The 14,523-nt window shown below is 37.8% G+C and carries 17 protein-coding genes; 3 read left to right on the top strand and 14 right to left on the bottom strand.

Going from position 1 to position 14,523, the window contains the following annotated elements; all coding sequences use genetic code 11:
• Positions 1–9 precede the first annotated feature (9 nt).
• From ACT4_RS13790 to ACT4_RS13745, 10 genes are all read right to left on the bottom strand, one after another.
• Entirely contained in the window at positions 10–420 is a 411-nt protein-coding gene (locus ACT4_RS13790) for a DUF6691 family protein (protein ID WP_004879719.1), read from the bottom strand.
• On the bottom strand, positions 417–836 hold the full coding sequence (locus tag ACT4_RS13785) for a YeeE/YedE family protein (RefSeq protein WP_007483095.1): 420 nt from the start codon (positions 834–836) through the stop codon (positions 417–419). Before ACT4_RS13785 ends, ACT4_RS13790 begins: the two co-directional genes overlap by 4 nt.
• An 82-nt stretch (positions 837–918) precedes the next feature.
• Positions 919–1,665: a hypothetical protein gene (locus ACT4_RS13780; RefSeq protein ID WP_007483093.1), complete on the bottom strand. Its 747-nt coding sequence runs from the start codon at positions 1,663–1,665 to the stop codon at positions 919–921.
• Between the two features lie 3 nt (positions 1,666–1,668).
• Positions 1,669–1,923 (bottom strand): hypothetical protein, encoded by a 255-nt coding sequence (locus ACT4_RS13775; RefSeq protein WP_007483090.1) that lies wholly within the window; start codon positions 1,921–1,923, stop codon positions 1,669–1,671.
• Positions 1,924–2,000: 77 nt separating this feature from the next.
• Complete coding sequence (locus tag ACT4_RS13770) at positions 2,001–2,477, bottom strand: DUF6438 domain-containing protein (RefSeq protein WP_004879729.1); 477 nt, start codon at positions 2,475–2,477, stop codon at positions 2,001–2,003.
• Positions 2,478–2,617: 140 nt separating this feature from the next.
• Positions 2,618–3,319, bottom strand: coding sequence for a 2-C-methyl-D-erythritol 4-phosphate cytidylyltransferase (gene ispD / locus ACT4_RS13765; RefSeq protein ID WP_007483087.1), 702 nt, complete (start codon positions 3,317–3,319; stop codon positions 2,618–2,620).
• Positions 3,303–3,674: a cell division protein FtsB gene (gene ftsB, locus ACT4_RS13760; RefSeq protein WP_004879733.1), complete on the bottom strand. Its 372-nt coding sequence runs from the start codon at positions 3,672–3,674 to the stop codon at positions 3,303–3,305. The genes ispD and ftsB overlap by 17 nt, the downstream gene beginning before the upstream one ends.
• A 125-nt stretch (positions 3,675–3,799) precedes the next feature.
• A complete protein-coding gene (gene eno, locus ACT4_RS13755; protein WP_004879735.1) occupies positions 3,800–5,089 on the bottom strand; it encodes a phosphopyruvate hydratase in 1,290 nt (429 codons plus the stop codon).
• Between the two features lie 45 nt (positions 5,090–5,134).
• Positions 5,135–5,992 (bottom strand): 3-deoxy-8-phosphooctulonate synthase, encoded by an 858-nt coding sequence (gene kdsA / locus ACT4_RS13750; protein ID WP_007483084.1) that lies wholly within the window; start codon positions 5,990–5,992, stop codon positions 5,135–5,137.
• 32 nt (positions 5,993–6,024) lie between these two features.
• Positions 6,025–7,662, bottom strand: coding sequence for a CTP synthase (locus tag ACT4_RS13745; protein WP_007483082.1), 1,638 nt, complete (start codon positions 7,660–7,662; stop codon positions 6,025–6,027).
• A 368-nt stretch (positions 7,663–8,030) separates the two neighbouring features.
• Between ACT4_RS13745 and ACT4_RS13740 the strand changes: the two genes are divergently transcribed.
• Positions 8,031–8,468: a hypothetical protein gene (locus ACT4_RS13740; RefSeq protein WP_007483080.1), complete on the top strand. Its 438-nt coding sequence runs from the start codon at positions 8,031–8,033 to the stop codon at positions 8,466–8,468.
• 60 nt (positions 8,469–8,528) lie between these two features.
• Here the strand turns inward: ACT4_RS13740 and ACT4_RS13735 are convergent, their stop codons facing one another.
• The 4 genes from ACT4_RS13735 to ACT4_RS13720 form a co-directional block, all read right to left on the bottom strand.
• Positions 8,529–9,617 carry a YheT family hydrolase gene (locus ACT4_RS13735; protein WP_007483078.1) on the bottom strand — a complete coding sequence of 363 codons (1,089 nt, stop codon included), beginning with the start codon at positions 9,615–9,617 and terminating at the stop codon, positions 8,529–8,531.
• A 15-nt stretch (positions 9,618–9,632) separates the two neighbouring features.
• A complete protein-coding gene (locus tag ACT4_RS13730) occupies positions 9,633–10,352 on the bottom strand; it encodes an SGNH/GDSL hydrolase family protein (protein WP_007483077.1) in 720 nt (239 codons plus the stop codon).
• A 34-nt stretch (positions 10,353–10,386) separates the two neighbouring features.
• On the bottom strand, positions 10,387–10,797 hold the full coding sequence (locus ACT4_RS13725) for a nuclear transport factor 2 family protein (RefSeq protein ID WP_007483075.1): 411 nt from the start codon (positions 10,795–10,797) through the stop codon (positions 10,387–10,389).
• Positions 10,798–10,875: 78 nt separating this feature from the next.
• Complete coding sequence (locus ACT4_RS13720; RefSeq protein ID WP_007483073.1) at positions 10,876–12,900, bottom strand: NADPH-dependent 2,4-dienoyl-CoA reductase; 2,025 nt, start codon at positions 12,898–12,900, stop codon at positions 10,876–10,878.
• Positions 12,901–13,023: 123 nt separating this feature from the next.
• Here ACT4_RS13720 and ACT4_RS13715 point away from each other — a divergent pair, with 123 nt between their 5' ends.
• Positions 13,024–13,581, top strand: coding sequence for a PadR family transcriptional regulator (locus ACT4_RS13715; protein ID WP_004879746.1), 558 nt, complete (start codon positions 13,024–13,026; stop codon positions 13,579–13,581).
• A 2-nt stretch (positions 13,582–13,583) separates the two neighbouring features.
• A complete protein-coding gene (locus ACT4_RS13710; protein WP_004879749.1) occupies positions 13,584–14,504 on the top strand; it encodes an alpha/beta fold hydrolase in 921 nt (306 codons plus the stop codon).
• Positions 14,505–14,523 lie beyond the last annotated feature (19 nt).

The following is a 14,523-nucleotide window of genomic DNA, read 5'->3' as shown; positions in this document are numbered from 1 at the left end:
TTTACGCTCCTATCGTTCAGCCCACAAACGGTGAATAAAAATACCCAGTAACATTGAAGCGATAAAATACCAAGCTTCAGAATAACCTAAACCAATTAAAGTAATTGCTGGTGCTGGACAAATCCCTGCAATCCCCCAACCTACACCAAATATGACTGCTCCTAAAATCAACTTTTTGTCGATTTGGGTATTTGTAGGTAAAGAAATTTTTTCACCAAACAAAGTTTTAGGATTACGGATTGCTTTTTGGAATGGAATGATCGCAATTGCAATTGCGCCGATCATCACAAACATTAAACTAATATCCCACTGACCGAAAATATCTAAAAATCCTAGAACTTTTTCTGGATTCGACATGCCCGAGATCATTAAACCTAGAGCAAATAAGCTTCCAAAGATAAAAGCGAATACATTTTTCATATTACCGCTCCTAAAACATGACGAATCACATACACAGTCACAATGCCAGCAAGCATAAATGTCATCGTTGCAATCACTGAGCGTATTGATAGACGGCTCATACCACAGATACCATGCCCACTGGTACAGCCTGAACCTAAACGTGTACCAAAGCCAACTAAAAGACCTGCGATGATCAAGCTAAATGGAGCTGCATTAATCTTAATTTCAGGTTGTACAAACAATCCATACAAAAATGGCGTGAGAAATAACCCAAGCAAGAACCAAAATGCTGGATTCGCTAAAAGTGATTTTGGTTGTAATACTTGTGCGAGTAGACCGCTAATACCTGCAATCCGACCGTTTACATAGAGGTAGCCTACGACTGCGATTCCAAGGATTCCACCACCGATTAAAGCTGAGATGATGCTAGACATTTGCTTTGCCCATTACATTATATGTTTTTATAATATATCATTAAGTATAATTATTGAAGTGATTTATTCATTTTGATACAAATTACTCAAACTCTGAAAGAACTTTATCTGCAAACCATATTGGAAATTCAGTAACCACTTGATTTAATTTTAATATTTCTGCATGTTCTATTTCAGCTAAAAAAGCAGCTTTTTGTCCATCAGATGAATTATCAAATAAAAATGCTCTGTCTGTAACTTCTACCGCCTGCATAAGTAAATCCATACTTCTAAAATATCGATCACGAATTTTCTGTTCTGGTACAGGGTGCCCTCCTGTGCTTACTCGATATTTAACTCGAGCAATATTAATCTCAGGATCTACAGTAGAGACAAAATATAAGTATGTTTTGAATCCTTGAGCTTGTGCTTCTTTCAAGAACTCGACTTTACTGATATGAGACATCACGGTCTCAAAAGTAAAGCTTATTTTTAATCTTAGAAATTCTAAACGAATAAAATCAATAATTCGAGCCGCTAAATATGAATCAACATCTTGATGAGCAAAACGTATTTTCTTTTTACTTATTTGCTGAGGTTCTTGACTAAGTAAAGCAAATGTATTGTGGTTTAATTTTTTCTTCTTACTTCGTAAAAACTCAAGCAGTTTTAATGGCTCAAGGTGATTATGATAGCTCTCTAAATCTAAAACTTGTGTTTGATTTAAGACTTTTTCTAATTCATCTGCATTTAAATATGCCCCGATATGTCGGGGCAATAGATAGTCTTTTATTGTACTCTTACCAGAACCATTTGGCCCAGCAAACATACGAATACGAGGTTGTCGCATTTATTATATAACAGCCTGTTTTCTCTTACGCTTAAGTACTTTTTGAGTTGCTGTAATCGACGTATATGCCGCAGAAATATCTTTAATCACATTAATCTTACCAGAAGGTAACTTCTCAATTAATTGATGATCTTTTGCGAAAACGACAGTAGAAGATTCACTAGCTTGCTTAAAAGCATCACGAAATGCTTGAACAGCAAGATTTGGAAGATTATCTTCTTCTTGCATTGTCATTTGCATGTTTGTAAAAGCTGTCATTTGTGAACCCTCCGCATTATTGCGTTGTATCGTTATACTAACATAACTGCGAATTTTGTCTAATTTTACAGCATGGGTTAACGTACTAAATCTTCAATTCCAATCAATGTCGGTAATTTCTCAATTAACTTATTCAACTCAGCATTTGCTGGAGAAATACAACCTTGATAATGGCTTAAACGCGTAACAGTACCATCTGGGCGTTTCCACCAAAAATAAGCACTAGGTTGATCAGTAGCAGTTTGCACACAACCTGTTGTTTTGACATTCGCACCAGTTTCAGGACGATATGTCTTAAGTTCCTGTTGGAGCTTTTTATAAACAGAAGGATCAACTGTAAGATCTTGAGTACCAATAACTTTCGTATATTGCTTACCATCAAAGTGCACAGCTCCAGATGGCGAAACTTCTACAGAATAAATTGGGCAAGCACCAAAACAAGGACTAGAAGAATAACGTATAGTTTCTTGCATGGTATCTTGTGGTTGGTCGGGTGTCGTTGCACAGCCGACTAAAGAAAATGTAAAAAGACCTGCAAGTAATAATTTTTTCATTTGTTGATCCGTTATAAAGTATGTTATTCAAATTTAACAAATAGTGAAATAGTTGTCATTTATATTGATGTTAAAAGCTTTAATTTTCAACTTATTTATCTGCGATACTATGGTTGATATGACCTGTATTTACGCTTTAACTATGGATTTTGCGACTGAAGAATTAAACGAGCAAGCTCTAAATCATCACTATAAGTAATTTTAATATTATCAGAACGACCTTGTACAACTTGTACGGGTTCATTTACATATTCAAGAGCGCTTGCTTCATCAGTAATTAAAACATTGTCTGCCAAAGCATTTTCAATTGCAGATTTTAATGTTTTTAATTTAGCCATTTGAGGCGTTTGTGCTTGCCATAACAAGTCACGGCTCACAGTCTTTGTAATCAGATTATTGCTTTGAACCAATTTCAAAGTATCACGAACAGGTATTGCTAAAATAGTACTTTGATCTGCATTAATCGCAGATACAACCAATTGCTCTAAATTCTGTTGAGTTATGCAAGGTCTTGCTGCATCATGAACAAGCACCCAATCATCATCTGCCGCTATTTCAGATAAATAGATTAAAGCATTTAAAACCGAGTGGACACGCTCCTTTCCACCTAAACAAAAATGTACTTTGTTTTGATTTTGAAAAGAGAGCGTTTTTGCAAAATTGTCTTGTTCGCCTATAGCAAGCACGCAACCAGCTAAATCAAGAGAGTTAAGGCGATTAACTGTATGTTCAAGTACAGTCTGATCCTGAATATATTGGTATTGCTTTAATTCTGTTTTAGAAAAACGACTGCCAGAACCTGCTGCTGGTACAACCGCCCACAGTTTAGTCTGGGTTTTCATTCGTCGCTGTATCTACTTTTGCATTTGGATCAATATAAATTGGCTTGTAATGCGTGCTAATTGTGCTCATTTGAACAAAAGTTTCATTAGGTTTAACTAAACCTAAATCAAGACGAGCATGTTCTTCAATCGCTTCTGTGCCATTTTTTAAGTCAAAAACTTCGGCCGCTAAAATACGATTTCGCTCTTTAAGCTCAGTATTTATTTCTGATTGTTGGGTAATTTGCTGTGTAAGCGCTTGGTGAGCAAGATAGCCTCCCTCACCAAACCAAAATTGGTACTGTAAGCTTGTAACCAATGCGATTACAAGCAACAGAATCAACTTACTTGAAGTAGATCGAAACATCTCTATCATGAAAAACTCTCTACATCTTTCTCAAAGGAAGATTATCCGCAAATTCTATAGGATTATGAATTTGCAGAGTTTCTCTCTTTTGTAAAGAAAGATGATCAAAAGTATTCAACATAGATAAATTGACCTTATTTTAGACCTTTGAATTCAGCTTTACCGCGGTAAGCTGCTTTCGTTAATTCTTCAATACGAAGCAATTGGTTATATTTCGCAACACGGTCAGAACGGCAAAGTGAACCAGTCTTAATTTGACCCGCTGCTGTACCAACAGCTAAATCAGCAATTGTTGAATCTTCTGTCTCACCAGAACGATGAGAGATTACAGTTGAATAACCATTTGCTTTAGCAAGGTAAATTGCATCTAAGGTTTCGCTTAATGTACCAATTTGGTTGTATTTGATCAGGATAGAGTTACCTACTTTCTCATCAATACCACGTTGTAAAATCTTAGGATTCGTCACGAATAAATCGTCACCAACCAATTGGATTTTATCGCCAAGAATTGATGTTAAGTAGCTCCAACCTTCCCAATCAGACTCATCAAGACCATCTTCAATTGAGATAATAGGATACTGATTTACAAGCCCAGCTAAATAATCAGCAAATTGATGGCTTGTAAATGCACGGTTACCTTCACCCTCTAAAACGTACTGGCCATTTTTATAGAATTCTGAAGATGCGCAGTCTAAAGCAAGCATCATATCTGAACCAGCTTTATAACCAGTCAACTCAATCGCTTGAAGAATAACTTGAATGGCTTCTTCGTTAGAACGTAAGTTCGGTGCGAAACCACCTTCATCACCAACTGCAGTATTTAAACCTTGCTTTTTAAGTACAGATTTCAAAGCATGGAAAACTTCCGCACCTGAGCGTAATGCTTCAGCAAATGAAGTAAAACCTACAGGCTCAATCATGAACTCTTGAATATCAACAGTGTTATCAGCGTGTTCACCACCATTCAAGATGTTCATCATTGGAACAGGCATAGTCAAAGTTGTTTGACCACGTAAGTTTGCAATATATTGGAACAATGGAAGTTTTTGTTCAGATGCCGCAGCACGAGCAGCAGCCAAAGATACTGCTAAAGTTGCATTTGCACCTAATTTCTCTTTGTTTTCAGTACCATCCAATGCAATCATTTTGTCATCAAGCAATTTTTGCTCAAAAACATTTTGACCAACAAGTAATTCATGAATTGAACTATTTACATTTTGAACAGCAGTACGAACGCCTTTACCTAGGTAACGAGATTTATCTCCGTCACGAAGTTCTAAAGCTTCACGAGAACCAGTTGAAGCACCAGATGGTGCACATGCACGACCAACAACACCAGATTCTAAAATTACGTCTGCTTCGATGGTTGGGTTACCACGAGAATCCAAAATTTCGCGTGCACGAATGTCAACGATTTGGCTCATGAACAATTCCTCTGTTGATTGAATAACAAGATGCAAATAGCTGCATCAATGAGTGTCTAACTTTTTGAATCCTTTAACTAAAGTATCCAATTCTTTTAATTGTGCCAAGAAAGGCTCAAGCTGTGATAAGCGTAAAGCACAAGGCCCATCACATTTCGCTTTTTCAGGATCTGGATGTGCTTCTAAGAACAAACCAGCAAGTCCAGTCGCCATACCAGCACGGGCTAAAGTCGTAATTTGAGCACGACGACCACCTGCTGAATCAGCACGACCACCTGGTGTTTGTAATGCATGAGTCACATCAAAGAATACAGGAACATTCATTTCTTTCATGATATCGAAGCCGAGCATATCAACCACTAAGTTGTTATAACCAAATGCTGAGCCACGCTCACAAAGGATAAGCTTATCATTTCCAGCCTCTAAACATTTATGCAAGATATGACGCATTTCATGTGGAGCTAAAAATTGTGCTTTTTTAATATTGATGATGGCTTGAGTTTTCGCCATTGCTTCAACTAAATCAGTCTGACGACTTAGAAATGCTGGAAGCTGAATGATGTCAGCTACCTCAGCAACTGGCGCAGCTTGATGTGGTTCATGTACATCAGTAATGATTGGAACATTAAATTGTTTTTTAATATCCGCAAGCCATTCAATCCCTTTTTCTAAACCCGGTCCACGGAAAGAAGTTAAGCTTGAACGGTTCGCTTTATCAAAACTTGCCTTGAACACGTAAGGGATTTCTAAGCGTTTGCAGATATCAATATAAGTTTCAGCAATTTCAAATGCTAAATCTTTTGACTCGAGTACGTTCATTCCGCCAAATAATACAAATGGCAAATGATTTGCCATTTGTATATCGCCTAAACGTACAACTTCTTGTGGTTTTAATTGTGACATTTAAACTTTCCCAGTTTATTTAAAGAACTGCCTTATTTACCTTGTTTGTGCTGTTTTTTTGCAGCATCAATGAAACCAGCAAATAATGGATGTCCATCTCGTGGTGAACTTGTAAATTCTGGATGGAATTGTACAGCAATAAACCAAGGATGTTCAGGAATTTCGACAGTTTCAACTAAATGCTGTACTGAAGAATAACCTGAAATTTTCATACCCGCTTCTTCAAGCGTAGGAATGAAACGATCATTCATTTCATAACGATGGCGATGGCGTTCAGTAATTTCAGCTTTACCATAAACTTCACGTGTTTTTGTGCCTTCAACCAATTCAGACTTTTGAGCACCTAAACGCATCGTTCCGCCTAAGTCTGATTCAAGACTACGCTGTTGTAATTCGCCACGTTCATCTAACCATTCAGTAATTAAGCCAATTAATGGAGACTTTGTAGAACGATTAAACTCAGTAGAACTTGCTTCTGGAATACCAGCAACATTACGAGCATATTCAATTACAGCCAATTGCATGCCTAAACAAATACCTAAGAAAGGAATCTTGTTTTCACGAGCATATTGGATCGCACGCATTTTCCCTTCTGTACCGCGCTCACCAAAACCACCCGGTACAAGAATTGCATCAGCCGTACTCAAAACATTGATGTCTTGTTGTTCTAGATCTTCAGCATTGACGTAGTCAATTTGAACTTTAACGCGATTTTGAATACCTGCATGTAAAAGCGCTTCATTGACAGATTTATATGCATCTGGCAATTCAACGTATTTACCAACCATCGCGACGCGAACGGTATATTCAGGATTTAATAATGCTTCTACCACATTGTCCCAATCTTCAAGATTTGCTTCAGGAAGATCATTAAAACCAAAACGTTCACAAATTAAATCGTCAACCTTTTGTTCGGAGAAGTTACGAGGAATTTGATAAATTGTTTTTGCATCTTTACATACAACAACTGCACGCGCTTCAACATTCGTAAACAATGCAATTTTACGTTTTGTATCAGCATCTACATCATATTCTGTACGGCAGATTAAAATGTCTGGTTGAATACCAATAGAAAGAAGTTCTTTTACAGAATGTTGTGTAGGTTTAGTTTTTAACTCAGCAGCAGATTTAATATATGGCAATAAAGTTAAATGCATAAGCATCGTACGCTTATGACCAAGCTCAACCATTAACTGACGTACTGATTCCATAAATGGAAGTGATTCGATATCACCTACAGTACCACCAATCTCTACAATCGCAACGTCATAACCTTCGCCTGCACGAAGCACACGTTCTTTAATATTATCTGTGATATGTGGAATAACTTGAACAGTACCACCAAGATAGTCGCCACGACGTTCTTTATTTAAAACGTCTTGATATACACGACCACTTGTAAAGTTATTCAACTTAGTCATTTTTGCACGACGTAAGAAACGTTCGTAATATCCCAAATCTAAGTCAGTTTCAGCACCATCCTCTGTGACGAAAACTTCACCGTGCTGAAATGGGCTCATGGTACCTGGATCGACATTAATGTATGGATCCATTTTTACCATAGTGACTTTTAAGCCACGAGCTTCCAAAAGTGCAGCAACAGAAGCAGCAGAAATACCTTTACCTAGTGATGAAACAACACCACCAGTGACAAAAATAAAATGGGTCATTGAGTTTCTCGTACAATCGAGCCGAAATCGGCCTACAATGTTGGGCAATTTTACTGTACTCTGCCCCTATAAAGCAAAGTCAAACCGCATCAATTCAAAGAACTATAAACAACTGGTTATTCTATCAGCATTTTCGATAAAAATTTATGGGATTTGTGGAATTTTCATACTTAATTTAGTTTTCTCTAACCCAAAATACTGAATCTGTCAGAAAATAACCTATGAAATGAACTATTCGAAGCTTCTTTAGAAAAGAAAATTGGTTAAGCGTTTATAAAATATCAACAAACTGAATAATGATCAGTGATTCACTCTAATAATTTTACTGCTATAATTCCGCTGTCCTAATTTAATATGTTGTTTTGGCAATGGCGAATAAAAAACTTTTAATTTGTGCAGCACTTGCAGCAGGTCTTTTATTGACGGCTTGTGTGAAAAAAGAAGAACCTAAAAACGAAGAGCAGCAAGAACAGGCGACTGAGACTCAAGAAACTCAACAACCTGAACCAGAAAAAGCTCAAGAGTTTCAAACTTTAGAAAGCGCAGATACACAAGAATCTCCTGCTCCTGTAATTGAAACAACTCGTGAAGAAACTGAAAACACAACGACTGAAATTCGTCGTGAAACTCGTCCAGCACAAACTTCTAATGACACAGCTACTCAAGAAACTCCACGTACTGAACAGCCAAAACCAGCCAAAGTAGAACAACCTGTAAAAACTCAAAGCTCTACTGGTCCATCTCAAACTGAAGATGATGCTGTAGCAGCTGCTATTGCGGCAGCAACACCTGCTTTAAATAATTAATCTATTCATTAGATTGAAAAGCCAGTTGCCTCCAACTGGCTTTTTTATTCACTCATTCTCTTAAGTTGTACTTTTAAAGAAGTCTGCAATTAAACGCGAAGCCCAAGATTTAGCACTAAAGCTTTCGTAAAAACCACAATGACTACCTTTCTTCGTCGTTACAACCGCAATATTATCCATCTGCTGAATCGCATCTTTATAAGGTTCTAAGTTTTTAATTGAACACACAGGATCATCTTCAGCATTTAGAATCATCAACGGAATTTTAATATTCTCAAAAACATAGATTGGATTTATAGCTTGGCAATAACTCTGATAATCTTGATATCCCGCCATTTCAAAATAAACTTTTTCAAATTCCTCTAAATTCGTAGTTGCAAGTACTTTCTCAATCGAAGAAACCTGATTCCAAATATCTTGATAGGGTTGAATAAAATATTTGAATAATTTTTTAGTCATCATTTTGCTATAAAACGGATGAACATTTTTAAATCCAATTTCTGTGTTGTAGCCTGGACACATGGCAAAAGCAGCTTTGAATGGTGTGTCACAGCCTTGTTCTCCCAAGTACCGAACCAATAATCCAGTTCCCGCAGAAGAGCCAACCGCATATAGTTCTGTTTGAGGGAATAAACTTTGAATATACTGTAACTGTTCCCGAAGATCACTCGTCGATCCAAACAAGGAAATACGCGGGACAGGCATAGGTAAACCTGCATGACCACGGCGCAAACAGAGTGCGATGCGCCATCCTGTATATTCATGTAAATCTTTGACAAGCTCACGCATACTTTCAGGTGTTCCCGTAATTGTATGCATGATCACCACTGTTGGAGTCTCTGCTGGTAAATCATATCCATACCAAGCTATCGCAGTGATTCCTCCATCTTGCATCGTCAGTTGGTCAACGCGATCATACTCAAGTTTTATAGTTTTCTTTCTAATCACATCAAAATAAAGTAAATGAAGATGGGTATTACTCAACCACGGCGTTGGGCGATATTTTTCTCGTAACTGGGGTAGCTTTTCGAGTGTATTTTTAATTTTTCCTTTTGGGTCATAATACATTTTGGGTTGTTCAGCACCAACAACTGCATCAAATAATTCTGAACCTAAAACTTTAATTTTATTTAAAGCTGAAATACCCATATCCGCTCACTACCTTTAACGATAAGTAAATGTTTCTCGCACTAAAAATGCGACTTTTTGCCCCCAAATTGCGTAAATTTCTTTACCCGGATGAAAACCATCACTTGCCATAGGCAAATTTAATGCCTGAAACTCTTTTATATCATATTGGATAAATTTAAATTTATCCTGCGGCATTAACCATTGTTGTAATACTTGGTTCATTTGCGCTGCATATTTTCCAAACAACCATGCCAAAGGATTAGGCAAAGCAGGAAAATGTTGCATTGGTGGCACACCAGACACGATGATTAATTTAGGATTAAACCTGTTTTCAATATCTATAAATAATTGTTTTTGTTGTTTTAACCATGATCTCGCCGAAGTAAATTTCGTAACATCATTTACACCTATTGATGTAACAACAATATCATACTGCTGATCACTTATTTGTTTAGCTGCCTGAATCACTTGTTGTGTCGTGTCACCTGTTTGCGCTTGTAACTTCCACGTCAAAGTAAATTCATTGCCAAGTTCTTTAATGATCGAACCCGACAAAGCATCTTGTTGCATTTCTACCCCAACACCTGCTGCGGCAGAATCACCAAGAATTAGCAATGAAAGCGGTTTTCCACTGCCGATTACTCCATCCCTTTCACCACTTGCTTCTGGAAGATGTAGCATCTTTTTACGAACTTTGATTCCTTGTATAGCAATAATAGGAAGTAATGTAAGTGTCGTAATTTTTAACCACATCTTCAAACCTCTGCTTACTTAGGCTATTTTTCTTTTATGCATTTGCTCGATATTGAGCAAATCGAGCGCCCATTTGCTCTGCAAGTGCCGCCAATCCACTCATTGGACGAATCATCACTTCAAAATCAATAATTTTACCTTGTTTATTAAATTTGATCATATCGATCCCCTTTAATGACTTACCACTGACATTGGCACTAAACTCAAGCACCACATTTTCACCATCTTCAGTATAGAACTCACGGTGATAGGTAAAATCCTGAAACACCTGAATCACATTTGTGAGAATAAAGAAAACAACATGCTTCCCTTCATAAGGCTTATATGCGACTGGTGAACGGAACACGACATCTTCTGCTAATAAATCATTTAGGCTTGTCAAATCATGAGTTTTAATCATCTCATGCCATTGTTCTAAAGAATGTTTCGTTGTTGCGAGTGTCATTGTTATATTCCTTTTTAAATTATGCTGTGATTTATATATTTAAGGGCATTCCTCTTTGGAAGAATGCCCTTAATTGAGTTATACGACTGCTGCTAATTCTGCGCCTTGGCGAATCGCACGTTTTGCATCTAGCTCACCCGCTTCTTTCGCACCACCGATCAGATGTACATTCTTCCCATCTGCTTTGAGTTGGTCGTACATTGCTGTATATGATTCTTGTCCTGCACAAATTACGACATTATCTACTTCGAGTATGTGTGTTTGGCCGTCAACCGTAATATGCAAACCTTGATCATCAACTTTGTCATAGCTAGCACCTGCAATCATTTTCACATCACGATGTTTTAAGCCAGTGCGATGAATCCAGCCAGTTGTTTTGCCCAAACCTGCGCCAACTGCGGCCGTCTTGCGCTGTAAAAGGTAAATTTCTCGCTCAGATTTTTCAAGCTCAGCTGGTTTTAGCCCACCCACATTTTCATATGATGTATCAATACCCCATTCATCATAGAATTTTTGTGGATTCAAGCTACCACTATCGCCTTCATGCGTTAAGTATTCTGCTGTATCAAAACCAATTCCACCCGCACCAATAATTGCGACACGCTTACCTACAGGCATACGCTCTCTTAAAACTTGGATATAGCTCAATACTTTTGGATGATCAATGCCTTCAAACTGTAATTGGCGAGGTGTAACACCTGTTGCAACGACGATGTCATCATAGTTTGCTTGACTCAACTCTTCATAAGTCGCGGTGTGGTTCAGTACGAGCTCAATATTCGGTTGTAATTCAATTTGACGTTTGAAGTAGCGTAAAGTCTCATAGAATTCTTCTTTACCAGGAATCGTTTTCGCAATGTTAAATTGGCCACCAATTTGATTGCTCGAATCAAATACTTTTACTTTATGACCACGACTTGCAGCATAGGTTGCAAAGCTCAAACCAGCTGGACCTGCACCAATCACCGCAATATTTTTTGCTGTGTTTGCTTCTTTAAAAATAAGCTCAGTTTCATAACATGCGCGCGGATTCACTAAACAAGTTGCAATTTTCATAGAGAAAATATGATCTAAACATGCTTGGTTACAACCAATACATGTATTGATTTCATCACTACGACCTTCACTGGCTTTTAATACAAATTCAGCATCTGCTAACATTGGGCGTGCCATTGAAATCATATCCGCATGACCCGATGCCAATACATGTTCAGCCATTTCTGGTGTATTAATGCGGTTAGAAGTAATCAGTGGAATCGAAACCGTTCCTTTTAGCTTCTCAGTCACCCAAGTAAATGCTGCACGAGGTACTTTAGTCGCAATCGTTGGGATGCGTGCTTCATGCCAGCCAATCCCTGTGTTAATGATCGTTGCACCTGCTTTTTCAATTTCTTTAGCAAGTTGAATAACTTCTTCTAAACTTGAACCACCCTCAACCAAGTCAAGCATCGATAGACGATAGATAATAATGAAGTTCTCACCAACTAATGAACGGGTACGCTTTACAATTTCAAGCGGAAAACGAATACGGTTTTCATAGCTACCACCCCACTCATCATCACGGTGATTGGTACGTGCAGCAATAAATTCATTAATTAGATAGCCTTCTGAACCCATGATTTCGACACCATCATAGCCAGCGTATTGAGCAAGCTTGGCACAGTTAGCAAAATCATCAATTGTTTGTTGTACTTCCGCTGAACTTAACGCTTTAGGTTTTATTGGGTTAATTGGTGCTTGGATAGCAGATGGTGCAACGTTATTTGCTTGATAAGAATAACGACCCGTATGCAGGATTTGCATTGCGATTTTACCACCAGCGTCATGTACAGCCTGAGTAATCACTTTATGTTTTTCAGCTTCCTCGATCGAATCTAATTTTGTACCGTGCGAAAAAACAACACCATCATCATTTGGAGAAACACCACCCGTTACAATTAAACCCACATCACCTTTTGCACGTTCAGCATAAAATGCTGCCATACGATCATATCCTTGCGGTGCTTCTTCTAAACCAATATGCATAGACCCCATAAGCACGCGGTTTTTTAAAGTCGTAAAGCCTAAATCAAGTGGCTTTAATAAATGTGGGTAAGCTGACATGTTTTCTCCTTTGGCTAGCAATCTGCTTGCTAATGCAACTTGTTGCATAAAGTTATAAACAAGATTTGATTTTTATGCAACATATTGCATAATTCTAATGAGTCATTTTTATTACGGAATATTATGTCACTTGCCCATGTTTTATTGACAAGCTTATTAGAAAAGCCAAGTACTGGTTTTGAATTAGCTCGTCGCTTTGACCGTTCAATGGGCTTCTTTTGGAATGCGACTCATCAGCAAATCTATCGGGAACTCAATGGAATGCTGAAAAAAGGATGGATCTCTACACTAGAAGAACAAGCTGCGAATAGCCGAAAAAAGACCTATCAAGTCGAACAACTCGGCAGAATACAACTCGCTTCATGGATTGAACAACAAAGTGAACCTGCTCAACTGCGCGATGACCTTATGGTTAGATTAAGAGCTGAAGCTCAACTCGGCGGTAACAATATTTTACCTGAACTTGAGCGTCATCTTGAGCTTCATAAGGAAAAATTAAGCTTATACCAAGCAATTCATGATAAAGATTTTAAAAATCATGAACCGACTAATCGTATCCTTTTTATCCATAAAATGATTCTTGAACTCGGTATCATTAAAGAAAATGAATGGATAAAATGGTTAGAACAAATGATTCCTCAATTAAAGAAATTTGAGCAATCAGACAAAACTGGAGAATAATAATGCCGTTTTATACTATGCCTGACCAAGAAAAACTTTTTGTACGTCGTGTTGGCGAAGGTGAACCTGTACTCGTATTGTCAGGACTTGGTATGCATAGTTGGCAATGGCTACCTTTCCTATTTGCAAATCGTAAGCAATACGAGTTTATTATTCCCGATTGGCGTGGTTTTGGTGGCTCAAAGAACTGCGCTATTCCTGAAATGGATGCCATTTCAAGCCATTGGAATGATATAGATGCATTAATCAAGCAATTGAAACTAGATCAATTCATCTTAATGGGCTATTCCATGGGCGCAACGACGGCAATGCATGGTATGAAGCATGGTGATCTAGCAAATAAATTAAAAGCCTATTTACACATTGACCAAACACCCAAAATTGCAGTTGATGATTCTTGGCAATATGGCTTATTTGGACAAAAACAACCTCAATTTAAAAAGCTGCTCCTCGATATACAAACGCTTCTGCTCAATTATAAATACGCTCAGAAGTTAGAGGATTTGCCAGATGATATCCGCTATAAGCTAGTAAGTTTATGGGCTGGATTCATTGAGTTTCAGAGCAGCAACAGTTACAGCCCTAAGATTTTCAAACTCGCATTACATCGCCCATTCTTACAAAAGTATTTACTACCAATTCAACGCCTAGATTACTTGCTTTGGTATGTAGAGAACTATTTAAATCACGATGAAGATTATCGTGAAGCAATCAGTCATGTTGATTGCCCAACGACTTTCTTTATTGGTCGTGAATCTACGCTTTACCCTGAAACAGGACAAACATTGATTGCTAACTCGTTAAGCAATGCAACAGCCGTTTACTTTGAGCGTTCAGGGCACACACCTCTAATTACAGAACCAAGAAAATTCAGCCAAGAAATTGGACATTTCCTTAATGCTCAGTCCAAACATGCCGCCTAAATCAACATAGATATAAAAA

This window comes from Acinetobacter sp. NBRC 100985 (assembly GCF_000241225.1).
In the GTDB taxonomy this organism is placed as follows: domain Bacteria; phylum Pseudomonadota; class Gammaproteobacteria; order Pseudomonadales; family Moraxellaceae; genus Acinetobacter; species Acinetobacter venetianus.
This window is presented reverse-complemented; position numbering and strand designations above follow the sequence as displayed.

Bases quoted from the DNA above. Each gene is read 5' to 3' on its own strand.
- ACT4_RS13790 (WP_004879719.1), bottom strand. From the start codon at position 420: ATGAAAAATGTATTCGCTTTTATCTTTGGAAGCTTATTTGCTCTAGGT.
- ACT4_RS13785 (WP_007483095.1), bottom strand. From the start codon at position 836: ATGTCTAGCATCATCTCAGCTTTAATCGGTGGTGGAATCCTTGGAATC.
- ACT4_RS13780 (WP_007483093.1), bottom strand. From the start codon at position 1,665: ATGCGACAACCTCGTATTCGTATGTTTGCTGGGCCAAATGGTTCTGGT.
- ACT4_RS13775 (WP_007483090.1), bottom strand. From the start codon at position 1,923: ATGACAGCTTTTACAAACATGCAAATGACAATGCAAGAAGAAGATAAT.
- ACT4_RS13770 (WP_004879729.1), bottom strand. From the start codon at position 2,477: ATGAAAAAATTATTACTTGCAGGTCTTTTTACATTTTCTTTAGTCGGC.
- ispD (WP_007483087.1), bottom strand. From the start codon at position 3,319: ATGAAAACCCAGACTAAACTGTGGGCGGTTGTACCAGCAGCAGGTTCT.
- ftsB (WP_004879733.1), bottom strand. From the start codon at position 3,674: ATGATAGAGATGTTTCGATCTACTTCAAGTAAGTTGATTCTGTTGCTT.
- eno (WP_004879735.1), bottom strand. From the start codon at position 5,089: ATGAGCCAAATCGTTGACATTCGTGCACGCGAAATTTTGGATTCTCGT.
- kdsA (WP_007483084.1), bottom strand. From the start codon at position 5,992: ATGTCACAATTAAAACCACAAGAAGTTGTACGTTTAGGCGATATACAA.
- ACT4_RS13745 (WP_007483082.1), bottom strand. From the start codon at position 7,662: ATGACCCATTTTATTTTTGTCACTGGTGGTGTTGTTTCATCACTAGGT.
- ACT4_RS13740 (WP_007483080.1), top strand. From the start codon at position 8,031: ATGGCGAATAAAAAACTTTTAATTTGTGCAGCACTTGCAGCAGGTCTT.
- ACT4_RS13735 (WP_007483078.1), bottom strand. From the start codon at position 9,617: ATGGGTATTTCAGCTTTAAATAAAATTAAAGTTTTAGGTTCAGAATTA.
- ACT4_RS13730 (WP_007483077.1), bottom strand. From the start codon at position 10,352: ATGTGGTTAAAAATTACGACACTTACATTACTTCCTATTATTGCTATA.
- ACT4_RS13725 (WP_007483075.1), bottom strand. From the start codon at position 10,797: ATGACACTCGCAACAACGAAACATTCTTTAGAACAATGGCATGAGATG.
- ACT4_RS13720 (WP_007483073.1), bottom strand. From the start codon at position 12,900: ATGTCAGCTTACCCACATTTATTAAAGCCACTTGATTTAGGCTTTACG.
- ACT4_RS13715 (WP_004879746.1), top strand. From the start codon at position 13,024: ATGTCACTTGCCCATGTTTTATTGACAAGCTTATTAGAAAAGCCAAGT.
- ACT4_RS13710 (WP_004879749.1), top strand. From the start codon at position 13,584: ATGCCGTTTTATACTATGCCTGACCAAGAAAAACTTTTTGTACGTCGT.